Origin of the sequence: Aeromonas sp. YN13HZO-058 (assembly GCF_001921245.1) — a bacterium.
Lineage (GTDB): Bacteria > Pseudomonadota > Gammaproteobacteria > Enterobacterales > Aeromonadaceae > Aeromonas > Aeromonas allosaccharophila.
In genome coordinates, this window is the sequence record NZ_MQSY01000074.1 from 14,817 (window position 1) to 39,659 (window position 24,843).

Here is a 24,843-nt window from a genome sequence, read left to right on the forward strand (position 1 = left end):
TTTATGTTGGGTTTCTTACGGAGCTCCTTTTCGTGTTTGCAGCGGCTCTGCCGCCAGCAGTTTCTCCAGTAGTGGTAGGGGTGCTTTGTCCATTTGCACGCTATGGATAATGTAATTGAGATCAAACTTAGTGTCACAGTAGTTTCTCTCGGCAGGCCAGATAATACGTGCTCCACAACTCGCTAACGGGTCGCCCATTCATTTTAATACCTATATCTAACAACAACAGCTCCCACTGCCGTGTATCGCGAAAAGCCATCTCACGAGCCTGTTCGATGCTATGGGTAGAATAGGCACGGAGCAATTTGTCTGATGTCGTCGAAAACAACCGTTCAAAAAACGCTAGATCTTTCGCAGCCATAACTTGTGAGCGCAATGTTTTTAGATGCATTTTATCCATTTGTGAATACCGAACTGCATCATCAATAAATGCATCACAAACCTCATATGGCATCTCATGGGACCTCCCATGAGTACTGAGGGCTACGATTAGCAGAATGATTGTCGTCATCACCAGATCCCTGCCAGCATGAATAAACTAGTCTAGGGAGGGTGCGAATAAGCACCTTCCACAACGAAACTGAAAAAATTAGTTTATTAAATTCAAATACTTACAAAGGCGCATTTTTATGTTTGGTGACTTATTCGCACCTTCCCTAGCAGTAACTAATGGAAACCGTTGAAGGTCGATCTCCGGTGAGAGGATTGCATACAGTACACATTGAACGAACAAACATACCCTCCCTGTGCAACTCAAATAATTTATCGAAAAATATTGGCACCAAACTACAGCTAGGAGATAATGCTAAGCGATAAACAAATAACTTTTTAGGCGTGATATCCATGAATGATTTTATCAAAACACTGCTGAACATTCGTAGTCTCCGGGCTGCTCTGCGTGAACTGCCATTCGAACAACTGGTCGAGATTAAGAGCAAATTTGATGAGGTGTTTGCAGAGCGTGAGGCTGCTGAGCTCCGATATCAGGAAGAAAACGCTGAACGTCTGCGTAAGCTGGCGGAGTTCAGCGAGATGCTGAAAAACGCAGGGATTGACCCCAGCGAACTGGTTGGTAGTGCTGCTCCGTCGAAAGCTGACGGAATGGAAAAGTCCAAGCGAGCACCGCGCCCCGCAAAGTACAAGTATCATGAAGATGGCCAAGAAAAAACCTGGACAGGTCAGGGCCGTATGCCGAAAGCCATCGCTGAGGGGGTTGCTAGCGGAAAGTCCTTAGAGGATTATCTGATCTAATCCACAATTATCGTAGTCTTGAAGGCAGCCGTAAGGCTGCTTTTTTTATTCATTCTACTATAATAAATTTTGCTTAGGGTGGCATGAGCCATTTTGTTCATGCTACCCGTCAATTACTCTACATGTATAGCGAGTATTACAATGAAAATAATGACCACAAAAGAGGTGGAGGTTATAGCTGATATTCAATGCGACATATGTCATAAAAGCACAACCCCACATATGAACCCAAATTTGTATGATCCACAGTTTGGAGTACTGACTGCAAAATGGGGTTATGGTTCGAAACATGATGGTACGGCATATGAGGTGCATCTATGTGAGGAGTGCTTTTTTACTGTGCTGAGTCAGATAAAAAATATGCGTATAAATGATCATGCGGGTTATGTTGACGATCAATCATTTGGGAAGCTTTTATCTCATAGCCTTGAGCTTACATGACATCATTGGTTCGACCAGATCTAGAAAAGGTATGTCTTTCATAGGATGAGAGCATGCCTTTTTATATAACTTTAATCAGCCTATGTCATAGTTTTAATTTCACGGAAGAAAATTAAATTCACCATGTATGTCTAGTTAATTTCATATTTTAAATATTAACTTTCGCCAATGCCATTGATAACATTAGTCGTTAAATTAATAATTTAGCTCAAAAAATTGTTGATATTATATTTAGTGTTTGCAATACTATAATTAGAGTGAGTATTAAATATCACCGAATAATTTAGCTCATTTCTGAATGTGACTTCGTATAAATTTATTGTATATTTTTTGAAAAAACTCTAAACCAGCTATGTTTTAATGTCTATTAAATAGGTTGGTTTGAAAAACAAAACGCATAACACTACTAATAATTATTATAAAGGTGCACGTAATGAACATAAAACCACGCTCAGGTAGACCCCAAAAATCAGCTGACGAAAAACGCAGCTTAATACTCCGAATCTCATTTAATGCAGCTGAGCAACGTGTTTTAACTAAGCATAGTAAAACCTATGGCATTCCCAAAAAGTCTAGCCTGATTCGGTTTTTGGCTCTCAGGGAACCAGACAGTATTATCTCACCAGATTTTTCATATGATGATCGTGTGAGATTGCTCGAGGGGGTATACAATATATCATCGAATTTAAATCAAATCATTTTGTTGATTAGACAAGCTGAGGTCGGTAGTGACGTTTATAAATTTATTACTGACAGTAGTGATAACTCTCCAGTGATGCAGGCTTTCTCATCTATAAATTCTCTGTTTATAGGAATTGAAAAAGCTCTGATTGGAGTAAAGTTGAAATGAATTTTGAAAAACACAGGTTCGGCCAAAACTTCCAGTACAGACTGTCTTATATTTACCGAGCTATACATATTGGTAGGAAACGAAAATCCATGCCATCACAGGTTTATCATCTCGGTGGTGGTGTAATTAATAGACCAAATATTACATTGAATGAAAGAGGTGAGGTCTCTGATTATGACATCGGGCCACTACTCATGGAGTTGAATATGCAGGCATCATTGTATGCAGGCACAGGAAACCAACTATGTGCACATTATTCACTATCATTGAGCCCCGATGAATCATTAACGCCATATCAATGTCTAGTTGCAGCTAGGCTGCTAATGAGTGAATTGGGATATGGTAGCGATACTCGATGGACATCTGTTATACACCGCGATACAAGGTCTCTACATGTACATGTTGTGGCATGTAGAGTAAAACTAGACAGAACCTTAGTTGATGATAGTAATGACTACGCTCGTGGAGTTGACGCTGCTCGAAAAATTGAAATGGAATTGGGATTGTCGATCTGTAAAAGCCCTGAAAAAAATTTCGGTCATGAGTATAGCATAGTAAATATTAAAAATGGCCGTGGTAGAGGGAGCTTTCATGCTATGCATGATCCCGCTTGTATTATCAGGGATGCAATGGACGTGGTTTTTAAAAAACAGCCGAACAACATGACTGAATTTGTCACTGGGTTGCGTGAGCATAATGTAATGGTCAGGGTGAGGAGAGCAGATAATCACGAGCCAAAAGGTATTTGTTATAGTATAGACGGTAAGAAATGGATATCAGGGTCTAAGGTTAAGAGATTGCGGGCTACCTGGTCTAAGCTGCTCGACCAGGGCATTGAATATTCACCTCGGCGAGATGATTTAAATTTGCAATTAGGTGAATCAAATCAATTAAGCGAGCTTAAGGTTATACTATTTACTGCATTGATTCGTTGCACTAAAAAACAATATGCGAAGATGAAAAAAGTGGTGCCGTCATTTGTGGATAAAAAAACATATGGTACATCGTCATTCTCTTTCCGGCTTCTAAGATTGGATTTTGTTTTGCTATCAATCGAAGAACCATCGGATAGTTTTATATCAAATGCACGAGCACTGTTGAAGGACGTTTTGGCTACAATTTTTAGGAAAGGGCTGGAGAGCGTTCATGTAGGATCAAACGCATTGATTCCTGATGGATATGTCCCAGATATTAACTCAGGGAAAGATACTATTGATAAGCCAAACATGTTTTTCTTAGACAGAGAAAAACTTAAGAATGAAATTTTGACGAACAATGAATGGATTGCTGATTGGTATGGGGATCCCATATCACACGAACAAACCAAAGAAAAAAACATAAAATAACAATAATAATGAGAGGTGTGGCATGGCTAACATGAGGTTGAATGCAAATCTTAGAACAGTATCATTTAGCAAAACCGTGAGTGTACTGGAAGAGCTGGAGCTCAGTTCAGGTAAATGTGTTCGTAGGTATAGGGCTGTAAATGTTCACCTAGGTACAGTTGATGTAGATTCTGACTTTTTACTTATAAAAGAGTTAACCGAGGCTGACGCAAAAAATGCAAAGCTATGGGTCCAGGAGCAGCAACGACTGGTCCAGTACGCTTATATGGAAAATATGAGGCGTGGGTTCCTTGGTGGTTCTCCTGTGATTAAGCGTAGTAAAGGCGACGATGAGCAGTATAGTGATTGCTATGGTTTTATACCGGGTCGGAAAGTCGGTGAGTTTATTGGTGTGATTATTGATGCTATTCCTATGGTTGAGGAATGTAGCGTAGAGAAGGATGAGTATGAAATAGAGTATGAGAAAGTGGAGCGTTTTCGTAAGAAAGGATGTCTATCTGAGATACTTGATCTGCTTTTATATGCCCTGAAAAGAAGCAATGAAAAAGTACCTTTCTCAGAAAAAGAGAAATGTGACCTATATTGTGCTGAGAGAGTTCTTTTTTACTTTTGCACTGAAGGTATGAATGTTAAACAAAGTAAGTTAGAAAAAGCCTCTCGAGATAAAGCTAAAGGTAAATATAAAAATTTGTTACGTGTCAACGCCGACCGAAAACTGATCCACTCTGGCTAATTTCGCCGATTGAAAAGTGATCCACCCGGACATGGGGTTAATTGGTTTTGGGTGTGGCCCCCGCTTTGCGTTTCTCTTTCAAACGATAGCTTTCACCGCTGATCTGAACGATGTGTGCATGATGTAACAGTCTATCGAGCATAGCTGCCGTCAGTGTCTGATCATCGGCAAAGGTGCTGGCCCACTGGCTAAAGGGCAGATTGCTCGTCAAGATCAGGCTCCCTTTCTCATAACGTTTGGCGATCACATTGAAAAACAGGTTTGCTTCCTCACGCCCAAACGGCAAGTAGCCTATCTCATCGATCACCAGTAAACGCGGCCCCATCACGACACGGCTGAAGTAGGCTTTAAGCCGCTCCTGTCGTTGAGCTGCTTGCAGCTGCAACATCAGGTCTGCTGCGCTGATAAATCTGGTCTTGATGCCAGCCATCAGAGCCCGATAGGCCAGTGCGATGGCAAGATGCGTCTTGCCCACTCCGCTTGGGCCCAGCAGCACTATGTTTTCGCTACGCTCTATAAAAGCTAGGCTGGCCAACTCCTGCAACTGGCTGCGAGGTGCGCCACTGGCAAAGCCGAAGCCAACTTATTGATTACAATTAAAAACTGAATGGTAATCTGAAAATTAAACCATGTTCATAGTCAGAAGTCCGATACCTCCAGCCAACACCAATATACCTAAAACAACTATGGCTCGTAGCCCACTTATCGATCTTTTCTGAGACTCCGCCACAGCCTCTAACTTACTGTTCAATTCGCCAAATTGTTTAGCAATGCAGCTATCAATTGCTGCGCGGCCTTGTTCAAACTGATCAGGTGTTACGAACGTCAAGGCTGCTACGTCACGCCTTAGTTTAAACTGTTCATCTTTGATCTGGCCTAGAAGGTCATTAAGTGACGTCAGGCGACCTTCAAACTCTTCAAATTTATTCGAGTTCTTCGTAACCCATTCACCCTGTTCAGTAGCTAGATTTGCGAGGGTTGATTTCGCAGCCTCTATCTCTGTTCTTGCATCGTTAACTGCGCTTAACAGGCCATTAAACTCTGCCACTTGCGCCGATTGCTCTTCGAGTGAATCGATTACTCGGTGTAGTTTCTGTATGTCATTCACCAATTAATCCCCTTGTATTGGCTGGTAAGTTTTTCAAGCCTATTTGCTAGTGGAGCTAACAAAGTGTGATAGGAGAACGGATCCCCTAGCTCTTCATTTACCTCCCCAAGAACATCCAAATCATCAAATTTCTCATGGACCAAACGAGCAAAGCGGCTTCGCGCATTTTCAGAGAACATTGGCTTTAGCTGCATAGTTTTTCGGACCAGCTCTAGTGCTTCATCCCTATTATCACTAATCAATCGATCAAAAGACGCTGCCATTCTTCGCTCTCCATCTGCATCATCAAACTCATCGGAAGCTAGTCGCAGTACACCGCTCAAGTAGTTCAAGAATGCATTATCTTTGTATGACTCTAGGAATCGAGAAAGTTGACCTCGTAGGAGCGTCATCTTCTCGCTGCCTACTAGATGTTCCGTGCGCTCTTCTTCATCAGTTTCAAAAAATACTGATGGCCATATCTTCGCCGACACAGAATTCTCAGCCATATTGAGCAGAAGTTGGCTCGACTTGTCGTGCCTGAAATAACCCTCTAGCTTCTCCTTAAATTCTTTGTCGTCCATCCTGCCTTCAGCGAATAAACTACATTGTTCATAAACGTTCTTCTGTGACTGGCGACGGTTGTAGACAAAATGGTCATAGGACCAGAGTAAAAGAACAAGAAAGATAAATTGCGATTTATCGATAGACCCTTTTCTTAACTTGTCGCAGAGAATTTTGTAGTACTGGTTATCACTACTGAACACATCCGCGAGTTTGAACTCAGGATCATACTTTCTGACGGTATGCTCAATTTTATTTTCAAGACCTTCTTCCGATAGGCACTGGAACTCGACATAGAGCGTGCCATTAAAAAAGTCTTCGATTACCCAGTCAGAAACAATACCTAATTGAGAAAGACGGTAGATAGCCTTTTCCAATTTATACTTTTCCGTACCAAACTGCCTGGCAGTAATGGTCACCGTGTTGTGTTCCTGATTGTACTTAAAGAATTCGTATACGTTTGCCATCAACTTGAACTCATCATTGATTGTGTCCAAGCTGTTTGTCATCAGGAACAGATTTGTGTTCAGGTCGCTATCTCGACTCAATAACTTCACGTACTCCTTCAGATCTTTGACGTTCGTACTAGCGTCCCAAATCTTGTCGAGAATAGCTGAATTGGGCTCTTTTGTGAGAAGCACATAGCAATCTGCGGGTACTTCCTTGAATAATTTTTTATCTCGCCCTGCCCTGCCTGCTTCCTGATACAAGGCTTCCATCGACCCAGGTATTCCGAAGTGAACCGTATAGGCAATATTCCCCTTATTCACGCCCATTCCGAATGCCTTAGTAGCAGTAAGTAGGCGGTATTTATTTTCTTTAAAATCGTCTTGAACTTGGCGCTTATATCTATCGAAAGCCTCTCCCTGTAATACCCCCATTTTCGGAGCAGACCCCGAAAAATATCTAACATCCATATTCAAGAGTGTTGAAATTCGGCCCGCTAAGCTATGACAACCCTTAGACCCGTTGACGGTGGCAGTGAATATGATTCCCGCCTTATTGCCATATTCCCCGTCGGAATTCCATTTACGCTCCATTTCAGAAACAAGTTCGACGGCTGCATCAACTTTGCGGCCTTTATCGTCGATAACGTGGAATGAGAGTTCCTCGCGAGTGAAGTCCATGGGTGTGCGGACAAAATCATCGGGGATATCAAACTCTGTTTGAATATCCTTTAGGACGTTAACTGATGCGGTTGCAGTTAGGCCTATATAAATTGCACTGGGAGCAAACCGTCCAATTGTATTTGCCAGGTTAAGATAAGACGTCCTGAAATCATGCCCCCACTCAGACAAACAGTGAGCTTCATCGATCACCGCGTAGGCAAATGAGAGATCTAGTCCGATAGCCAACATCTCTTTTCTAAACGCATGGGTTTGGAATCGCTCAGGCGATATGAAAACGAAGAAGTACTTACCACGTCCGAAATCGCTCTGAACTTTGGCCTTCTCTCCTGCCTTCAAATCACTAGTAATAAAATTGCTTCGAGTGAAGCCGATGCTATCCAAATCGGCTTTCTGGTCATACATCAAACTCTTTATCGGACACACGACAAAGCTAACAGCTGGTTGCAGAACCGCAGACAGCTGGTAGCAAATCGACTTACCCGAACCTGTAGGCAACAATCCTATTGTGCCGTTTCTCGAAAGTGCAGATCCTATGATACCAACCTGCCCTTCCCTGAAATCTACATCCTCTAGGTATGGTAGAAACAGGTTGCTGAGGAAGTATCTCAGAGACTCTCGCTGCTCGCTGCCTGGGCTAAGATCTAGCTTGTAGGCAATGGGATCACTGCATGAAAGCTCGAAGAAGTCATAGTCAATTAATTGACTGGTTTCTATTGAAACAGCATCAGAATCTTCGAAGTATCGATAGAAATCGAAGTAATCCGTACGTGAATATATGACGTCTTTGTTAACTTGAAAGGAATCGTCATAACGCTCCAGTATGCTGAAGTCGATGAATATATTTTCACCAGACCGTTCGCTCGGAAGCTCATCTGATTCGATCAGCGCTACTTCAATTCGCCTTTCTTCAATACCAATGAGACGCAAGAGATTCGATAACAAATCGTTCAGGTCGTCTAGTGCCGCTTCAGCAAAATCTGTGCCATCACGATTGACTATGAATAGTTTTTTCAACTCTCCTAGTCTGATCTGACCGCGTTCAAGAAGCTCCAATAACAGTAACTGGAAACGCAACGCCGAGGTCAGCCTCAATCGTGGGTCGGTAACATCAGCTCCATTTTCATAAACCTCTTGGTAATTCAATAAAGAAATACCATTAGGAGGCGTTAGGACACCGTCACGCTCTAGGCCATCTACGATCTGAATGTGAGAAATAATCGAATTTATCTTACTGATAAATGACTGGTTCTCAGATGCCAGTTCTTGAACAGTGAACCGAACAGTCTTCAGTCCCTGGGTTTCAGTAAACAAATCCCTCATCTCATCTAACTGCTGAGAATTTTGGTGTTGCTGACCGTCTATCTCAATAATTAAACCAACTTGAGGAATGTAAAAATCTACCTGTCGGTTCTGGAATTGTTCAACGTAGACCTGAGTCATATCGTAAATCTGGACTTCAGGGAGCATTAGCTGTTTTACAAAAATGTACTTACCGAAATACTTCGGAATCAGCTCATCAAAAAACCTTTTCGCTGGGTAGCTTCCAGACTGTTTGTTGCCTCGAATTAATCTGTTCCAAAAAACTGACTTATCTGACAAAAGAGCCTGAGCTGGTGTATTAAGAGCGCTCTGTTCCAGCTCAATGCCAAATGCTTTCCTCAGTTTTCGCGAGGCTATTGTAGGCTTCCCTCTCTGAAGTATGTTTTTAAGAACTTGAATTGCTCCAAATAGCTGACCAGACGCCACTTCAGACGAGATAGAATAGTTGAGAAGATTATGGAAAATGAAGTTATGGTTGGTTCTCGCGTAGTTAGCAGAAAACTTCTTGCTTACAAGCCTACGACTAGACTTCGGCCTGACATATCCAGATAGTTCACTTTCATCCGCCAGCGAGTCGATGATTGGGTTGTACAAATCTGAAAATAGTTGGTTATTGTGCTGTTGTTCAATGCTGTCAGTACTTAGCTCTAATCTATAGAGAGTTTTGACCAACGTAAAAATGTAAATACTTGAATTCGGGAAAGCTTGAGATAGACAGCGTGTTATCTCATCAGTTGTAGCCCCCGAAGTTAATACGTCGTCAACGATAAGAAATGTCGGATTTGAATTCGCTTCTATTGAATCAACTTCGGCTTTATAGGCCCCTCCGACCTGCTGTCGTCTTTGTACTGCACTGCAATTAGTCGATTTAACTAATACGTGCTTTTTCTCTAATATCTTAGGTTGGTAAGTAGCCCCTAAAGCAACAGCCAGCGACTTGCCCAAGGTATCTAATGCTTTATCGCCATCTTCAGCCCTAAGCTCAGCGTGACCTAACGCTCGAACAACAATATCTATAACTGGAAATGAAGGAGCTAGCTCAACAGTCTTGTTAACCCAGCGGCGTACAGAAGGATTCTTGTTATCTTTGAAAGACCAAACTTCCTGTTTGACACCATCTAAATAGAATCCCAGATGAAGTTTATTTCCAGATTGTATTAACTCAGAACGTCCCGTTGTTGCGGAACTCGGTGTCGAGTTTTTTCCAATAAGCTCGGAGAGATTGCTTACTCCCTTATGTGACGAATCGATCTCCGAGGCAGAACCCCAATCTACTGAGAAAAACTCAACTCCTGCATTGAAAGCAGCGTCTCGATCTAGGTTGCTATCTCCTAAATAAATTGACTCGTCGGCGCTAACACCGAAATACTCGAGAATACGAGTAACGCCCTCATGGCTCGGCTTATGCTGCGTTACATCATGGTAGGCTACTACATAATCAACAGAGATACTGAAGTGTTTGAGTAGACCCTGAACGTAATTCGAAGGCGCATTCGAGAAGATAGCAACCTTGATTCCAACTGACCGAGCCGTTGTAACAAGGCCGACAACGCCCTGATAAACGGCACAACCATTAAAGTACCTGTGTATGTCTCTCCATCGGCCAGCTGACCGAAATGGTTCGAGGCTTGATGTATCAATAAGCGTGTCATCAAGATCGAGGACGATGACCTTTATCACAGCAGGCCACCGTTTGATTTCAACGATCTAAATGAACTCGCGATGTCTTTTAATTGAAGCTGAATATCTTCATAAGATTCGCTCGTGTAGGGTATCGCCTTTCCTTCGTTAACTAGATGTTGCGTTCCTGAAATTGCCTTGATAGTAAGATCTGGATACCTAGCTTTCTGTGCGTCAGGAACGAAGACAGGACGCTCCATAGAGAGAGCAGATTTGACTGCGTGCATCGTCCCACCATCTATCGAAGTTTCAATAGCAAAGACGGCAGTAGATAAACCTGCTTGTATCCTGTCTCGCTTAGCAAAGAACGCAGGTATTGCTTTGGTTCCTGGAGCATTCTCCGCAACTAGAAGTCCATCCGTATCCAAAATTTCCTGAGCGAGTTCTCGATTACTTGTGGGAGAAATAGAATCCACATCGACAAGAACAGAAATCGTTGAGGTTTTGGCGTCTAATGCAGCGCGATGAGCAATTGTATCGATACCCAGTGCAAGTCCACTGACTATCGTGAAACCATAAGTCGCAAACTTTTGAATAGTTTTAATCGTTATGGTTTCACCCTTGGGGGTGTTTTCACGAGTTCCTACAACAGCTATAGAAAGCCTATTCTCTAAGAGTTTCAGATTGCCTTTGCAGTAAAGAAAGGGAGGAGGTTTCGGGAGATTGTATAACGAGATTGGATAGGTTTTCGAACCGAAGAGAACAATCTCAACTCCTTTATTTTTGAACGAATCAATCTCAGCTTGTACTTCGTCCCTGAGAGCCTGGAAGTTCGCAGCGTTGAAGAAACTTTCGAGAGCTGCTCGAGATTTAACATTTGAGATTTTTAGATTGGAGGAATGGTGTACCAGTTCTTCGAGCGTTGACACTCCGCTATACGCTGAAAACTTTAAGATCGACAGAACCGTTTCATCACCAACGCTCATTAACTTCTTAAGAACAAGAGCATCTACAATGTTCACATCCCCCCCCAAAAAACGACCGTTTTTAGTCCATTAATCGTACAGATTAATTGTATTCTACCGAGAAAACAACATAAACTAACCTTTTCCATGACCCTCAGCCAGCTTCAAGAGCCGATATGGCATCGGACTAGCTCCAAGTCGAGCCGGATGGGCATAGTCTTTATGCAGAATTTGAAATGTATATACTGAGCGACTCGGATAGGGGCTTGAGACAATCCGAGTCGCTCATACTGGGCCTTTATAGAGGATAGAGTGTGTAATGAGTAAACCATTTAGTTCCGGTAGCGTTACAGTTCAACCATCTCGTGGCCTGTGGCAGGCAAGCTACTTAGGGCAGAAAGTCCCATAGCGAAGCGCGGTTTGGATCAATGGCAGAGACCCTTGCTCACCGGGCTTTGTTAAAATTGCAGGCTGGAAACTTTGACCCTGTGTCCGACGATCTGCAATTTAAGCAGTCATGGCGAATGCTGGATGCTGCCAGGCAATTGGGGCTCTCATTGGGCCAACTGCGGCAGTGGATGCTAACTGGAATGCTCAACGGACATGTGATTAAACCACCAATGCGTGACGTGAAAGGCGTTGACCGAATCACCGGTTGCGAATTGATGATGGCGCAAGAGCGCCTTGCTGAGTGCAAATCCGGGTTGTCACTTTGCAATGGGTAATTCGTCTAATGCCGTGGTATAGCGGGGACTGAGTTTTTCACGCTTCATCATCCAATCACTGTTGTCTCTCCCACAAGATCCAAAATGAATTTTTCCTAATCGTCCCTGGTTGATTCGGTCGATCATCTGCATTAGGTCCTGACTGCGGGGCTTATGTTGATGATGGTCGAACAAATCTCCCTGCTGGCTGCCGATAGGAGTGAAGTCGGCTAGCATCACGCCCCCTTTTTGGTAGCGGTGCCCATCCCGCCAGATATGAGAGAGCAGTGAGTGGATCAGTCCCAGCAGCGCCCTAGTATCGTTAGTAGGTACAGCCAACTTGGTGCTCACCTGGTTGCCGTAGTAGGGCTCTTTGTCATTGAAGGGGCTGGTGCGAATGAATAGAGTGGCATGGCGACAGCACATTCCCTCTGCCCGGAGTTTTTCAGCTGCACGTTCCATATATCCTGCGAGTGCTTGATGCATGGAATTCATGTGTGTGATCCGTTCACCGAATGATCGGGAGCAGATGATCTGCTGTTTGGCTTGTGTGTCCTGCTCCAGGCTGGCGCATGGGTAGCCGCGTAGCTCTAGCACGGTTCGCTCAACAACGACCCCATAACGATGCCGTAGGTTTTTACCATCGACAGCGACTAGGTCCGCCACACTATTGATCCCGTGCGCTTCGAGCCTGGTGGTCAGTTTTCTACCTATTCCCCATATTTCCCCGACCGGAGTGATAGCCATCAAACGCGCTCGACGTGCCTCATCACGCAAATCAACCACTCCACCAGTCGCAGGCCACTTCTTCGCGGCGTAGTTTGCCAGCTTGGCGAGTGTTTTGGTTGGCCCGATCCCGACGCCGACTGTGAGTCCAGTCCATTGCTGTATTCGTTCACGGATCTGACGACCATATGCTGTTAGGTCTCCCGCCCAGGATTCGTTCAGTTCAACAAACGCTTCATCAACACTGTACACCTCGACAGTTGGCACCATGCCTTCCAGCGTGGTCATTACGCGCTGTGACATATCACCATAGAGGGCGTAGTTGCTCGAGAACCAAACACCGCCTACGGCCTCGAAGAACTGACGGATCTGGAAGTAGGGAACACCCATCTTGATGCCAAGCGCCTTGGCTTCTGCCGAGCGAGCCACAACGCAGCCGTCGTTGTTCGATAGCACCACGATCGGGCGCCCCTTGAGGTCTGGCCTAAACAGGCGCTCGCAGGACGCATAGAAGTTGTTCACATCGACGAGGGCAATGGCGTTGGGCATGGTTTACCCCAGTTTGGTCTTGTGGAGTACATAGGTTACGACGCCAAAAATCTCTAGTTCTTGCCCGTCCAATAGATGGATGGGCTGGAAATCTGGATTGGCGGGTAGCAGGGCAGGGAACGGGCGTTCTTGCAGCTGTTTGACAGTGAATTCTCCATCAAGGCAGGCTAGAACGATAGCGCCGTGGCGGGCCTTGAGCGCTCTATCGACGATCAAAAGATCCCCGTCATTGATGCCCTTTTCCACCATGCTTTGGCCACTGGCCCTGACATAGTACGTTGCTGCGGGGTGCTCAATGCAGATCTGGTTCAGATCTATGGTTTGCTCAATATAGTCCTGTGCTGGGCTAGGAAAGCCGCAAACTACAGGGGACAGAAAAAGCGGCAGCTCTAGAGCGTCCGGGGTTGGATGTGGGATGGCGAACATGGTGGCTCACTGGTTACTGTTTTTATATACAGTATAGCCGTATTGCATAACGTGTGCATCCGTTGTCAGTTGACATACCGGGCCCATTAGCTATGTTCGGTTCACATGGTATCTGGCTTCATAGGACGCGTGATGGAATCAACAGTTTTTAAGTGTGGTCGTGGCCAGGGGGTTTACCTGCCCGAGGCAGTGGCCCTGCCAGATGAGGTCACGCATGTTGAGATCGTCGTGGTTGGTCGTACTCGCATAATCACACCTGTAGGTGAGTCCTGGGATAGGTGGTTTGATGAGCCCTCTATGAGCACCGACTTCATGGCCGAACGTGAGCAGCCAACCGCCCAGGAGCGAGAGAAACTCTGAGGTCCAGCAGGGTAACTGAGTTGCGAAGCTGAGAGGGATTGTTTTTATATATATAGATAAAGCGCTTCCCTCTCACCTGAAAAGTGAATAGCTATGGCCATCATTCTCGCGTAGCGAGGATTGTTCATAGAGCTGTCGGTACTCGCCCCCCAGGCAGGATAGCTCAGTAGCCATTTTTTCTAGGTTGCACCACCGGTCGTGGTGCATGTGATCCAGTTCTGTATCTACAATGCTGGCGATTGGTCTCTCCTCTGTAGTGGTTTCAGCCGCTGCAATTTTGGACAGTATGCGACATGCCGAGAACTGCTCTAGCTGTGCGGCCATAACTACTGCGACGTTCGGAAATTTATCGATAACCTGGTAGTTTAAATAGCCATGTTTCGTCACTAGGAATTAGTGTTTATATATATTTGTTGTAATTCTAGGTGCAATTATTAGGCTCAATAAATAAATTTCACAAAATGTCAATTTATTTTTTTCGTCCTATTGATCTTTGATGGAAATAGTCATATCTTCATCGGCACATAGACTGGTTGGCCTATGTAGATATAACGTAATCTACTGGTTTTGTTGAAATGTTATCTCTGAATTCCTGTGCACTATACTCATATGGTCGTTACAAGTGACATTGTACACGAAGCACAGTTTAAGCATGTCTGGTCTCATTGGAATAAACTAAAGGTAAAGCATCTTTTGATATTTCACGCGTGATTTATAACAGGCTAATTTTGGTTATAATTAAAATGAAATCCAAGTGGTAATGCATAGTATATATAAAAATCAGGCCTATAAGGCCGAGGATAATAACAATGAAGCAAAGCAATGAAAAAATATTTGGGTGTGAACTCTTGACGTACGACCAGCAAGATCAGAAAAATAATGAGCAGCAGGAAAAAAATGTAGTTTTCGCGAAAGTCATGGACAACAGCAAGCAATTGACGTTGCCGGACCTTTTGCCAAATAGCCGACCGATGAGGACTAGCCGTAATCTGCATGCTATTATTTTACACAAAAACTGGATCCCGCGTTTCAACCAGATGACGGCTGAACCAGAGGTCGCTAATTCTGATAATCAGCGCCTAGGTCTCTCTGATGCAGGTCAGCGATCTGCGCTGGTTGATGCCTGCCAGCATGCACATCTGTCAGACAGGGCAATTGATGATCATTTGACAGCGATTTGTGAACAGCATAGTTATCATCCTGTACGTAGTTGGCTGGAGGACGGGATGCCGTGGGATGGTCAATTACGAGTGGATAAGGTGATAGCCACCCTAGGTGCGGTCAACCCAGGTTATGCCGCTCAGGTAATAAATCCATGGTTGATTGGATGTGTTGCTGCATTATATGAACCCAATTGGATATCAAAATTGGTTCCGGTCCTCGCGGGTGGCCAATCATTCAAAAAATCTGCATGGATACGCCATATTGCCACTGTGGTACCTGGGTCAACACTGGATTGCTCCATCAATCCCGATGTGCCTGATGATGTGAGACGCGCAGTTTCCGCGTGGGTGGTAGAATTGGCCGAACTTGAGAGTACCACCAGGCATGAGGCTGGCAGCCTGAAAGCGTTTTTAACGAGAGATCATGACCGTTTTCGAGTGCCGTATGGGCGTAATTTCACTGTTAAGCGGCGTCAAACTAGTTTTATTGGCACGGTTAACGGCACTGGTTTCCTGAAAGATGCTACTGGGAGTTCGCGGTTTGCGGTGATCGAGTTGGCGTCACCAGCAAATATGGATGTTCTTAATGAAATTCTTGGTTGGAGTTGGGATGAGGGGCGAGTGCGTCACACCGAACCCGAGAAATTACGTCAGTTTTGGTTGGAGGTAAAGGCAAAATATGATGATGGGGGCTCTTGGTATCTGGATGAAACGACAGTCATTCAAGCTGCGTCTGTAAACGATGCTCACACTGATAAGGGGGCTTGGTACGATATTATTTGCCATAATTATCTGTCAGGGGAATATAATGATACTAAATGGGTTGTTGCGAGTGAATTGTGCAAGCTACATGGAGAGAAGGTCAATATGGCAACATCTTGTGGTAAGGCACTCAGGATGCTTGCGAGCGAGGGGAAAATAAAGAGCAAAAAAGGCCGATCTAATCAAACTCTATACTGTTTGCCAGTGATTGGAACAAATAGGATAGATAAAGTAATAAAGTAATAAAGTAATAAAGTAATAAAGTAAAAAAACACCCGCCACTGAGTCGGGTGTTTTTATCAAAAGATGCGACTAATGGTTAATGTATTATATTCTGGTTAAGTGAGCATTATGATGTTGCTAACCATCCGTAAGCCACATTATTACTGATTGAGTGATAGTTATGGTTAGGTGGTTAAGTAATTTCAATGAAAATAATATTGTGAGGTATGGATGAGTATAATTCAACGCTGTCAATATACTTATCGCTTTATAGCGAACCTAATTAACCATCTAACCATTAGCGAAAATAAACCTACGAATGTGGGGTTTAGGTTGATTAGGTGGCTTAAACAATGATTAACCAATTATTTTTAATTGCCGTTATTCAACGGCAAACGATCCACAGTCACACCGCTGGCATATTCTGGTTAACATGCAACACCTGAAGTGACAAGGCTCATCGACGATGTGTGCTCCATGTCACCTGTAGAAGCGGTACGAGTACAGTGATCTACTATTCGGAATAGCTATTTAGCCAGTTTAGTAGAAAAATTATTTTCCATGCATGAGTATGACCTTCTTACATATTCCTAATGCACCTTCCAGATCCAACCTAAGTGAGGAGAATGACTTACGCAAAATTCTATCAGGAAGTGCCCAATCCCACTTTTCTCGATTTAAGTTTCGGACTCCGTCCAGTAGGTCTGTCGATAGTACATGTGAGTCTTTAATGCTGACGATAACATTCAGCATTTTTTCTTTGCTGCAATTAATTAAGATGTAAATGCCTTCATTAACAGCATCAATATCATTTTTTTGCATCAACAGAACAAACGCATCATGTGCAATATCACTGGACCACGGGAACAGCTGTACGGAATTATCGCCCAATTCAATCAATGTAGTCGAGTCAAGGTCAAAGCGTTTAAAGTTTTCTCTTGCTTCGGACAGTAGCTCTTTTGCTCTGGTATCAAGAAATGGAACATCAAAGCCACCAGCAAGCACATTGCGCATTTCAACCCTGACTATTTCGTGAACAGTGGCCAAGCAGTTATCGAAGACAGGAGGAGTCCCTCCTTTTGAGGGGGCCACAAGTATAAATTTCTTTTCTTCATTCACTTCGAGAACTTGCCAGCGGCGACCGGCAAAAATGATCTTCTGGCCTGTAATCAGAGGCCTGCTTATCGGGATCAACCCAACCTGAGTAGAGGCGCAGATCAGCCGGTATTCCTCATCACTGACAAATGATGCGTAGAATTCGTGATTGTTAACGAGTTTTTCGCCTACTTCACCGTGCAGCAGCAAACCTGATGAGTCCTGTTGTATCAATTTCAAGCGGCCCATCTGCTTGAGAAGCCCAATAAAGTCATCAGGTGTGAATCCTTCAAAAGGCGCACCAGGGGAGAGCAGACTATGCCAAAGGTCTCTGGCCATGATGCCGCCGCGCTCACTGATAACAGAAAGGATCTGTTGAACTAGAGTTGAGGCGTGCAAGCCACCAGCAAGGGGAGGCTCAAACCAACCACCGATCAGTAGCCTGACCATGGCGATAGTTTGGATCAGGTCCTCACGTAGTGAATCTGAGATACTTGTATTGGGGGAGAGTTCGCGCTCGATGATGTAGCCGCGAAGGATTGCGGACTCTCCCTTACGGCGTCCGGACCTACCAAGACGTTGCCGCAATGATGACACCGCAGGTGGTCGACCGATTTGGCAAATACTTTTAACGGAGCCAATGTCGATCCCGAGCTCCAACGTACTGGTGCAAATCGCTGTCGCTGGCACATCACCCGACTTCAAAGCCTGTTCCGTTTCTTCACGATATGTTTTCGACAAACTGCCGTGGTGTGCCCAGAACTGGTTTGGGACCTTATCTTGTTCGCAAAGGCGACGTAAACGGTCTGTGTACTTTTCAACGTTCGATCTGGAGTTGGGAAATACCAGGTTGTTTGACCCGCGGAGTACACGATACAAGTCGTTACTGATGGCTACATAGGGAGATGTTGGGTCGTCTTCATCTCGTTCTTCGTCTGGTTCCGTTTTACCTTCGAGATAGCCTTTGATGAGGACCTTTAGCTCCTGGCCACCATCCTTTGACTCGATGAGCTGGACGCTATCAGGTAGGGAAGGGCGCAAGAATTTTGCCGCGAGCGACATATCCCCGAGAGTAGCAGAGAGCCCAACGCGGGGGACCTGACGACCGATGGCCAGCTCAACACGATGCATCAGGGATTGGATCTGTTTTCCTCGCTCAAAGCCGATGAAGGCATGCAGCTCATCAATCACGATGTACTTGATGTTGGCCATCATCCCAGGGATGGATGACCCCCGATTCACAAAGAGGGCCTCCAGGGATTCAGGGGTGATCAACAACACCCCATTGGGACTCTTCAAGAACTTCTGCTTCTTGCTGTAGGCGATATCACCATGCCAGCCAGTAACAGGGATCTCCAACGAGTCACAGAGCTCGTTGAGCCGTCCCCATTGATCATTAATCAGCGCTTTGAGAGGACTGATGTATAGAACCGTAGCGGGCTCGGGGCTGTTCAGTAGCACCGTGAATATCGGCAAGAAGGCAGCTTCAGTTTTACCCGCAGCAGTGGCAGCAGCGATGATCACGTCTGTATCTGCCCCCAATAATGCCGGTATCGCCCGCTCTTGCGCATCACGAAGAGAGGTCCACCCCTTTTGCCACACCCAGCGCCGGATCCGCTCATCCAGCCGTTCAAAATGTCGGGAGTCAGAGCTGGAACGAGGTGAATTCATCATCGGGCTCCACTGCCAATTCTAACTCCGCTCCCTGATCAGATTTGATGTCAGTAAAGCCAATGAGCTCTTTCCAGTTTGCATCAGGGTTCTGCTCTAGGACGGCCAGCAGGTTCACAAAGGCGGTGATCGTCGTTCTGGGGGTTCTGAAATAGCTTTCCCCCAACCGGCTCTCACAATGGGCCATAAATGCCGGTAACGCTTCGTCTGGCAATGTGTAACGGGTTTCATCACCACAGGCATAGACATGCCGCAACTTCTCAAGGAGAACGTAGAAATCCTCAGGGGTCAGGCTTGAGAGGCGCAGTACTGGCCCTGAGTAATCCACCAGCCCATCCTGAGCAAAGCTGTTCTCGGCCAAACGGGATTGCAGGGCTGAATAGCTGAAGAGGCCGCGTCGGGTGTCCATCAAAAACTCGGGAGTGCCGCCAAGGATGAACCCGAGCCCGACCGACGTCCCTTGCAAGGAGTCATTGAGGATCCGCAGGATTTGTTCGTAGTTGGAGTTGCGAGCCTGGGTGTTGGCAAGCTTATAGAGGTTCACCATCTCATCAAGGCATACCAGCAAGCCTGAATAGCCTGCCAGCTGAACGAAACGGGCCATCAGCTTGAGCTGATCATACATGGTGGCATCATCAACGATGGTCCGGACACCCAGCGCTATGCGGGCATCGGTCTTGGTTGAGAATTCGCCCCGAAGCCATCTGATGGCGTCATGCTTCAGCTGGTCATTTCCATCTTGGAACCCTTTGCAGTAGGCGGCAATCACCTCGGCAAAGTCATAGCCATTGACCATCTCGGCTAGATCTTCCAGCTTCTTCCGGATGACCGCTTCAGGTTGTGAGCCATTCGCCTTGGCTTCATTTTTCGCCTGAGCGATGAACTTCTCCACTACACCCGCAAGTGCACCGCCATCAGGTTTCGTGCGGGTGGACATATTCTTGGCGAGCTCAGAATAGAGGGAACGCGCTTGGCCGCCGCTGGCATGCAGTCGGCGATCGGGATTGAGATCGGCGTGAACGGTAACAAGCTGCTTCTCAAGCGCGATTGCTCGCACAAGGTTGAGAAGGAAGGTTTTACCGGCACCATACTCCCCGACAACGATCCTGAATGATGAACCTGTATCGGCAACGCGATTGATGTCTGTCATGAAGGCGTCAATTTCGTTTTTGCGGCCAACTTGGATGAGATGCTGACCCACCTTGGGCACGACACCCGCTCTTAAGGATTGGATGACGGCGTCACGCTCTTTTGGCCTGATTTTACTCATGAGGAATTTGCTCCAGAAGGTCAGTGTTCAATTCAATGGTGTCATCACCCTCGATCAGCATTTCATCAAAGTGATCGAGCATGGCTTCATTAATTTGTTCAAGTGCACCATCGAGCATCAGGCCCATGGTGTTGGCAAGTGCAGACAAATCATCACGAGCCCATTCCGGACGGGCAAGCAGAGCCCTGAGGAATTGGCTTAGGTCATCATCAAGGCCAAATAGAGAACGAGTGTCCCCAAGGGTTGTCGGCTCGTCCGCTTGATCTGATGACGCTTCTGTCTTGGCCTGTTGTGGCTGGTAGATATCATCATGTTCACCATCATTCTCTGTAAACACGGATGCAAGCATTGCAGTGACTTGAGAGGTCTCCTGTTTGAGCTGTGCCACCCGAGCCATATCCAAACTGGAGGCACTGCCAGTAGCCTTGGTCACGCTGCCAGATTTGCTCGTTGATACGATCCTGGCCTCATTTGAATGGAGGTCTGAGTAGACCTGTTTCACATCCAAAGAGATCAGCTTATACAGCTGCTCCAGTACCTTCACTTTGGCTGGGGTGATCGAGTTGTCAGCTTTCACAAAGGCGACGAGCAGCTTGCCGACTAATGCCTTTTGTTCACCATCCAAGGCATCGATGGCTTTCTTTACGATCGACAGGGTAGGAGGTGCCTGAGTGCCCAGTAGCGCTTTTGCGATCAGTCGAACTGATTGAGAGTGGGTCAGGAAGTTCATTGAACCGATCTGCTCCTTGAGGAAAGCGATCGTGACTTCCGATTTATCTTCGTCGGTATTCAGGACAACACAGGCCAGATCTACAAATGCGGACACAGTATCCACACTGCTCTGATTTTTGTTCAGCGTCTCTTGCGGATTTATCGGATAGATGACAACAGGCTCGTCTCCCTTCGGGCGCTTATTGCTTCCCTCTGGGTGAGGCTCGATGCTCATATGGTGGTGAGCCAAGATGTTAGCCAAACCTTCATACTGCGCTTTATTGAGGCCTCCCGTGCTGTTGATGTTGATACGCGCTGCAAGGTCAGACCAAGGCAGGAGCATGGCATCAACACCAACAACCTCTGCCAGCGTCACGAACGTTTGTTTCATGGCTGTTGGCCAATACTGATATGGCAGATGAAGCAAAGCTTCCAAGGTGTTTTCTGCCCCAACATTTCTCCCTAGATACCGGCTATATGGCTCAAGCAAGGAGGTGCAAAGGTCAACAACCTTACTCAGCTTTTTGATGTATGGCTGCGAGAAGGAGACATCAGATAGATTGGTGACGCAGCGCTCAATGAATTGGCTGACGGCATAAGAAGACGGCGCATAGGAAACCTCGACACGGGATTTGAGCTCTTTCAGTTTGATGCCATCGCCATACTCCCGTTTATAGGTGTCGATGAACATAGCCTTGAAGATATCAAAGCAGCGCTGCGCGGGGGTCCGTAAGGAAATTGTCGGGGTACAGGTCGCCCAGAGCAAAGCCCAATCGGCAGGAACCGGCTTGCCGTCTCTAACCAGTTGCCCGAGGCAGATTTTCAGCGAAATAGGGACGTGGTAGCTGAGCGGATCGGCCTCTTGTGCGGGGAAAAGGTAATATTCCTTGCTGATGTTCTTCGCCATCCCATATTCGAGAAAATTGGTGGCATATCTTGTGAAAGAGGGGTGCGCCGAATAGATGGTCACCAATCTGGCTATTTCGGCAAGAATAAATGGCATCTCTCTTTTGGCTAGCTCGCCTCTTTTGGCATCAATAAAATACCGGCGCTCAAGGCCATAGAAAAAGATGAAAACAAACCCAATTGCGACGTCGGGGTCTTTGCGCCCATTCGCCATCCATTGCAAATATCTTTTCTTGGCGTCGGCAGTGAGATTTTTATAGCTCGGATAATATCCATGCAGAGGAAGATCTGAGGGCGCATCTTTGATGGTAACAAGGGCTTGTGGATCGATAAGTGATGGCTCTTCAAAGAGGCCTCCATCCAGCCTGGTGTTGCCGACATAAAACATACCGCCGCTAATTTTGAGACCAGCAAGAGTGATCTCTTCACCTGGGGACATCCAGCGGCCAACCATGCAGGGCCCCGCAGGCATTAGCTCAGAAGAGGTGAAGAGTACGTTTTGCTCAGAAGGCACAACGGATGGGCTGCGTTCTCTGAATGAAAAAGATATGCTGAACTCGGGCGCGGGTAGTTCCGTATCGTTATCTGTCAGGGACAAAACAGTAAAAACATCGTCATCAAAATCAAGGGAGGCTGGTGGCGCATCAATAGCTGGATCTGGCTTTGTCTTGGCAAAAGAGTTTGCATCCAAGGTCGTGGGCTCAAAAGGGGTTGATACTCCAGAAATCATGAGGTCAGAGGCCGATACCTTGATCAGATCTTCAGTGTTTGGATTCGGTTGTTGGTGTGGTAACGCCTCTGGTTGCATCTTTGTATCCGCGTTGGCTATAGCTTTCGAATGACTGGGGGCATGTGATGGCGTGAAAGCTGCCCTCGGCGGCTCTCGATGCACTGGTGAAGTGTGCTTAGTTGGATGAGGTGTGGCTGTAACTGTTGGTTTTTCTGGTTTGTCGGTGGTTTTTTTGTAACGGTATGTGAAAAAAAGAAATAAAACGCAGAATGCACCCACCCAAAATTGCCAAGGAACCGCTTTAATAGCTTCAATTATCTTGATAGTAATAAAGATGACGATGGCAAGTATAATTAGATAAAAATCTCCAAGTTTCTTTGATGTCCGCCTTTTCCTTGCCATTTATTCTCTCCAACAGTAATGCTTCAGCTAAGTAAAATCACTAAATTAAATAGCTACCTTAAAGTGTGATGTGCCTAATGATAAAGTTCACGTATACACGAGTAAAGGTTCTATCACCTGAAGATGTTCACTCTGTGAGGATAGATTAGTGATTTCTTACGGGACCCTTAGGATAGCTTGAACAGCAAAATGAGAAGTATTTTCATCATGTGCTCGAGTGATCTTGCAAAATAGAGCGAACTCTGCTTGCTCTTTCGGTGTGATGAATAAAGATGCGGGGCGTTCTTGCCCAAATCGATGCTTCGGGATGGAACTAACTGAGAAGGCGAGAATCCGATCGGCACTCCCCCCTACAAGTTAGCATTCATGGACAAGGTGCAAGTGTCTGGCTCTATGGGGCAAATCCAGTAATCACCCACCTCATATTATAAATTGGCTTACTTTTCAGGTGTCAATTTGAGCCGATATCGTGTGTTTCTGCCTCCACCAGGCTCTTTTTCTAGGCAGTTTTTTTCCAGTAGATCAGTAAGATGGCGCGTGGCTGTAGATTTGCTCACCTGAGCAATAATTTGATACTGACTGGCACTAATGCTCTGCAAACAGCGATCATCATCACTGCCTATCAAATAGTTCAGGATCATTACCTGTTCAGGGCACAATTGGTCATTAGCGTGTTGCTGCCAGAAACGTTGCCGGGCCAGAGTTTGGGTGCATGATTGTTGTGCCTGTTCCAGCGTGACGTTGAGTGTGTCCAAAAACCAAACCAGCCAAGGGGTGATATCCAGACCACCTCTCTGGGTCTGCTCCAGAGCGCGATAGTAATCAGCTCGACGCTCGAAAATCACGGTCGACATTGCATACAGACTGATGCTCTGGTTGTCGGCCTGAGAGAGTGCAAGATCGGTGAGGGCTCGGGCAATCCGTCCGTTACCGTCATCAAACGGATGCAAAGTGACAAACCATATGTGGCAGATGGCGGCTCGCAGTAATGGATCTAGGCAGGGCTCATCGAGACTGCTTCTGAACCAGTCGACAAATGTCGCCAATGCCTCCTCCAGCCCCTCTCGTGGTGGTGCCTCGAAATGCACGGTCAGTCGATCTCGTGCTCCGGATATCACCTGCATCGGCTCATCACCACGCAGCTGGCCAACACGTATCTGATGCGATCTCCGGTCATCTGCGGGAAAAAGCCAGCGATGCCATTGTAGCAGGCGTTCAAGCGTCAACTGCTCATCGCTGCTAATTGCATCCACAATCATCGCGGCCAGTCCCTCGGATCTAACTGAGGTCGGGTAGGGGGACTGCTCCAGTATCCCGAGGCGACATGCCAGAGATGCACGTAACGACTGCGCGTTCAGTTGCTGATTCTCGATAGCCGAGGACGCGACGATATTGACCAGCAGCGTATCTAGGGCATGTGTCTGATGCGCCAGTGTTGTGCTGTGAGCTGATAAATGAAGGCCCTGGAGTAGTCCCAGATTGCGGTGCGCCAGACGTAGCCTTGGCAGTAACTGCCGGTCTTGCCAGCAAAAATTGGGCCACTCATCGTGTTGCCAGATCCAGTCTACGGTCATCGATAATCTCGCTGATTTTGTGTCGCGGGCAAGCAGTGCAATGCCACAAATGAGCCGAATTGACACCTTATTCGGCTCACAGTATGAGCCGATAATAGCCATCATTCGGCTCATTCCACAACTCACAGGGCTGATTGACAACTGGCTGGGAACACGATTGTTAGACTGGGATTGATTGGCTAATTTCGTAAATCAGTTACCTCTACGGTGACTGGTTTCAGGCATCGGATCTCGGCTTGTAAAGACTGACTCTTCGTGCTGTTAT

The 24,843-nt window shown here is 46.0% G+C and carries 18 protein-coding genes and 1 pseudogene; 8 read left to right on the plus strand and 11 right to left on the minus strand.

Going from position 1 to position 24,843, the window contains the following annotated elements; genetic code table 11:
* Positions 1-133: 133 nt before the first annotated feature.
* Positions 134-511 carry a hypothetical protein gene (locus BSP75_RS19220; protein ID WP_075114258.1) on the minus strand — a complete coding sequence of 126 codons (378 nt, stop codon included), beginning with the start codon at positions 509-511 and terminating at the stop codon, positions 134-136.
* A gap of 332 nt (positions 512-843) precedes the next feature.
* Between BSP75_RS19220 and BSP75_RS19225 the strand changes: the two genes are divergently transcribed.
* From BSP75_RS19225 to BSP75_RS19240, 5 genes are all read left to right on the plus strand, one after another.
* Positions 844-1,251: an H-NS family nucleoid-associated regulatory protein gene (locus BSP75_RS19225; protein WP_069785062.1), complete on the plus strand. Its 408-nt coding sequence runs from the start codon at positions 844-846 to the stop codon at positions 1,249-1,251.
* A 141-nt stretch (positions 1,252-1,392) separates the two neighbouring features.
* Complete coding sequence (locus tag BSP75_RS19230) at positions 1,393-1,692, plus strand: hypothetical protein (protein ID WP_075114279.1); 300 nt, start codon at positions 1,393-1,395, stop codon at positions 1,690-1,692.
* 433 nt (positions 1,693-2,125) lie between these two features.
* The gene (locus BSP75_RS21670; protein WP_141116462.1) at positions 2,126-2,542 is read left to right on the plus strand and encodes a hypothetical protein; all 417 of its coding nucleotides are present in this window, start codon (positions 2,126-2,128) and stop codon (positions 2,540-2,542) included.
* Between the two features lie 89 nt (positions 2,543-2,631).
* Positions 2,632-3,888: a relaxase/mobilization nuclease domain-containing protein gene (locus BSP75_RS19235; protein ID WP_171971607.1), complete on the plus strand. Its 1,257-nt coding sequence runs from the start codon at positions 2,632-2,634 to the stop codon at positions 3,886-3,888.
* 22 nt (positions 3,889-3,910) lie between these two features.
* Positions 3,911-4,621, plus strand: coding sequence for a hypothetical protein (locus BSP75_RS19240; protein ID WP_075114260.1), 711 nt, complete (start codon positions 3,911-3,913; stop codon positions 4,619-4,621).
* Between the two features lie 37 nt (positions 4,622-4,658).
* Here the strand turns inward: BSP75_RS19240 and istB are convergent.
* From istB to BSP75_RS19260, 4 genes and pseudogenes are all read right to left on the minus strand, one after another.
* Positions 4,659-5,198, minus strand: a pseudogene (istB, locus tag BSP75_RS19245) (IS21-like element ISAeme17 family helper ATPase IstB); the annotation flags it as partial.
* A gap of 45 nt (positions 5,199-5,243) precedes the next feature.
* Entirely contained in the window at positions 5,244-5,729 is a 486-nt protein-coding gene (locus tag BSP75_RS19250; RefSeq protein WP_075114281.1) for a hypothetical protein, read from the minus strand.
* Complete coding sequence (locus tag BSP75_RS19255; protein ID WP_075114261.1) at positions 5,726-10,402, minus strand: RecQ family ATP-dependent DNA helicase; 4,677 nt, start codon at positions 10,400-10,402, stop codon at positions 5,726-5,728. Before BSP75_RS19255 ends, BSP75_RS19250 begins: the two co-directional genes overlap by 4 nt.
* Complete coding sequence (locus tag BSP75_RS19260; RefSeq protein WP_197930941.1) at positions 10,399-11,364, minus strand: DNA-processing protein DprA; 966 nt, start codon at positions 11,362-11,364, stop codon at positions 10,399-10,401. Before BSP75_RS19260 ends, BSP75_RS19255 begins: the two co-directional genes overlap by 4 nt.
* Positions 11,365-11,735: 371 nt before the next feature.
* On the opposite strand from BSP75_RS19260, the gene BSP75_RS19265 reads away from it, so the two are divergent.
* On the plus strand, positions 11,736-12,032 hold the full coding sequence (locus BSP75_RS19265) for a hypothetical protein (RefSeq protein WP_216219198.1): 297 nt from the start codon (positions 11,736-11,738) through the stop codon (positions 12,030-12,032).
* On the opposite strand, the gene umuC is transcribed toward BSP75_RS19265, so the two are convergent.
* Both umuC and umuD read right to left on the minus strand, forming a co-directional pair.
* Positions 12,015-13,286 (minus strand): translesion error-prone DNA polymerase V subunit UmuC, encoded by a 1,272-nt coding sequence (gene umuC, locus BSP75_RS19270; RefSeq protein ID WP_075114262.1) that lies wholly within the window; start codon positions 13,284-13,286, stop codon positions 12,015-12,017. The two genes, BSP75_RS19265 and umuC, sit on opposite strands and share 18 nt — an antisense overlap.
* A gap of 3 nt (positions 13,287-13,289) precedes the next feature.
* Entirely contained in the window at positions 13,290-13,712 is a 423-nt protein-coding gene (umuD, locus tag BSP75_RS19275; protein ID WP_040096555.1) for a translesion error-prone DNA polymerase V autoproteolytic subunit, read from the minus strand.
* Positions 13,713-13,844: 132 nt separating this feature from the next.
* On the opposite strand from umuD, the gene vapB reads away from it, so the two are divergent.
* Together vapB and BSP75_RS19290 are read left to right on the plus strand one after the other, a co-directional pair.
* Complete coding sequence (gene vapB / locus BSP75_RS19280; RefSeq protein WP_148140776.1) at positions 13,845-14,072, plus strand: type II toxin-antitoxin system VapB family antitoxin; 228 nt, start codon at positions 13,845-13,847, stop codon at positions 14,070-14,072.
* Between the two features lie 809 nt (positions 14,073-14,881).
* Entirely contained in the window at positions 14,882-16,240 is a 1,359-nt protein-coding gene (locus tag BSP75_RS19290; protein ID WP_075114264.1) for a VapE domain-containing protein, read from the plus strand.
* A 531-nt stretch (positions 16,241-16,771) separates the two neighbouring features.
* On the opposite strand, the gene BSP75_RS19295 is transcribed toward BSP75_RS19290, so the two are convergent.
* The 4 genes from BSP75_RS19295 to BSP75_RS19310 all read right to left on the minus strand — a co-directional run bounded on the left by BSP75_RS19295 (position 16,772) and on the right by BSP75_RS19310 (position 24,683).
* Positions 16,772-18,985, minus strand: coding sequence for a DEAD/DEAH box helicase (locus tag BSP75_RS19295; RefSeq protein ID WP_075114265.1), 2,214 nt, complete (start codon positions 18,983-18,985; stop codon positions 16,772-16,774).
* Complete coding sequence (locus BSP75_RS19300; protein ID WP_075114266.1) at positions 18,960-20,255, minus strand: ATP-binding protein; 1,296 nt, start codon at positions 20,253-20,255, stop codon at positions 18,960-18,962. Before BSP75_RS19300 ends, BSP75_RS19295 begins: the two co-directional genes overlap by 26 nt.
* Positions 20,248-23,004, minus strand: a complete 2,757-nt coding sequence (locus tag BSP75_RS19305) for a TerB N-terminal domain-containing protein (RefSeq protein ID WP_083617242.1) — start codon at positions 23,002-23,004, stop codon at positions 20,248-20,250. The genes BSP75_RS19300 and BSP75_RS19305 overlap by 8 nt, the downstream gene beginning before the upstream one ends.
* A gap of 437 nt (positions 23,005-23,441) precedes the next feature.
* A complete protein-coding gene (locus tag BSP75_RS19310; RefSeq protein ID WP_253186653.1) occupies positions 23,442-24,683 on the minus strand; it encodes a Fic family protein in 1,242 nt (413 codons plus the stop codon).
* Positions 24,684-24,843 lie beyond the last annotated feature (160 nt).

Bases quoted from the DNA above. Each gene is read 5' to 3' on its own strand.
- BSP75_RS19220 (WP_075114258.1), bottom strand. From the start codon at position 511: ATGACGACAATCATTCTGCTAATCGTAGCCCTCAGTACTCATGGGAGG.
- BSP75_RS19225 (WP_069785062.1), top strand. From the start codon at position 844: ATGAATGATTTTATCAAAACACTGCTGAACATTCGTAGTCTCCGGGCT.
- umuD (WP_040096555.1), bottom strand. From the start codon at position 13,712: ATGTTCGCCATCCCACATCCAACCCCGGACGCTCTAGAGCTGCCGCTT.
- BSP75_RS21670 (WP_141116462.1), top strand. From the start codon at position 2,126: ATGAACATAAAACCACGCTCAGGTAGACCCCAAAAATCAGCTGACGAA.
- BSP75_RS19305 (WP_083617242.1), bottom strand. From the start codon at position 23,004: ATGGCAAGGAAAAGGCGGACATCAAAGAAACTTGGAGATTTTTATCTA.
- BSP75_RS19290 (WP_075114264.1), top strand. From the start codon at position 14,882: ATGAAGCAAAGCAATGAAAAAATATTTGGGTGTGAACTCTTGACGTAC.
- BSP75_RS19235 (WP_171971607.1), top strand. From the start codon at position 2,632: ATGCCATCACAGGTTTATCATCTCGGTGGTGGTGTAATTAATAGACCA.
- BSP75_RS19295 (WP_075114265.1), bottom strand. From the start codon at position 18,985: ATGAATTCACCTCGTTCCAGCTCTGACTCCCGACATTTTGAACGGCTG.
- umuC (WP_075114262.1), bottom strand. From the start codon at position 13,286: ATGCCCAACGCCATTGCCCTCGTCGATGTGAACAACTTCTATGCGTCC.
- BSP75_RS19230 (WP_075114279.1), top strand. From the start codon at position 1,393: ATGAAAATAATGACCACAAAAGAGGTGGAGGTTATAGCTGATATTCAA.
- BSP75_RS19265 (WP_216219198.1), top strand. From the start codon at position 11,736: ATGGCAGAGACCCTTGCTCACCGGGCTTTGTTAAAATTGCAGGCTGGA.
- BSP75_RS19300 (WP_075114266.1), bottom strand. From the start codon at position 20,255: ATGAGTAAAATCAGGCCAAAAGAGCGTGACGCCGTCATCCAATCCTTA.
- vapB (WP_148140776.1), top strand. From the start codon at position 13,845: ATGGAATCAACAGTTTTTAAGTGTGGTCGTGGCCAGGGGGTTTACCTG.
- BSP75_RS19310 (WP_253186653.1), bottom strand. From the start codon at position 24,683: ATGATGGCTATTATCGGCTCATACTGTGAGCCGAATAAGGTGTCAATT.
- BSP75_RS19240 (WP_075114260.1), top strand. From the start codon at position 3,911: ATGGCTAACATGAGGTTGAATGCAAATCTTAGAACAGTATCATTTAGC.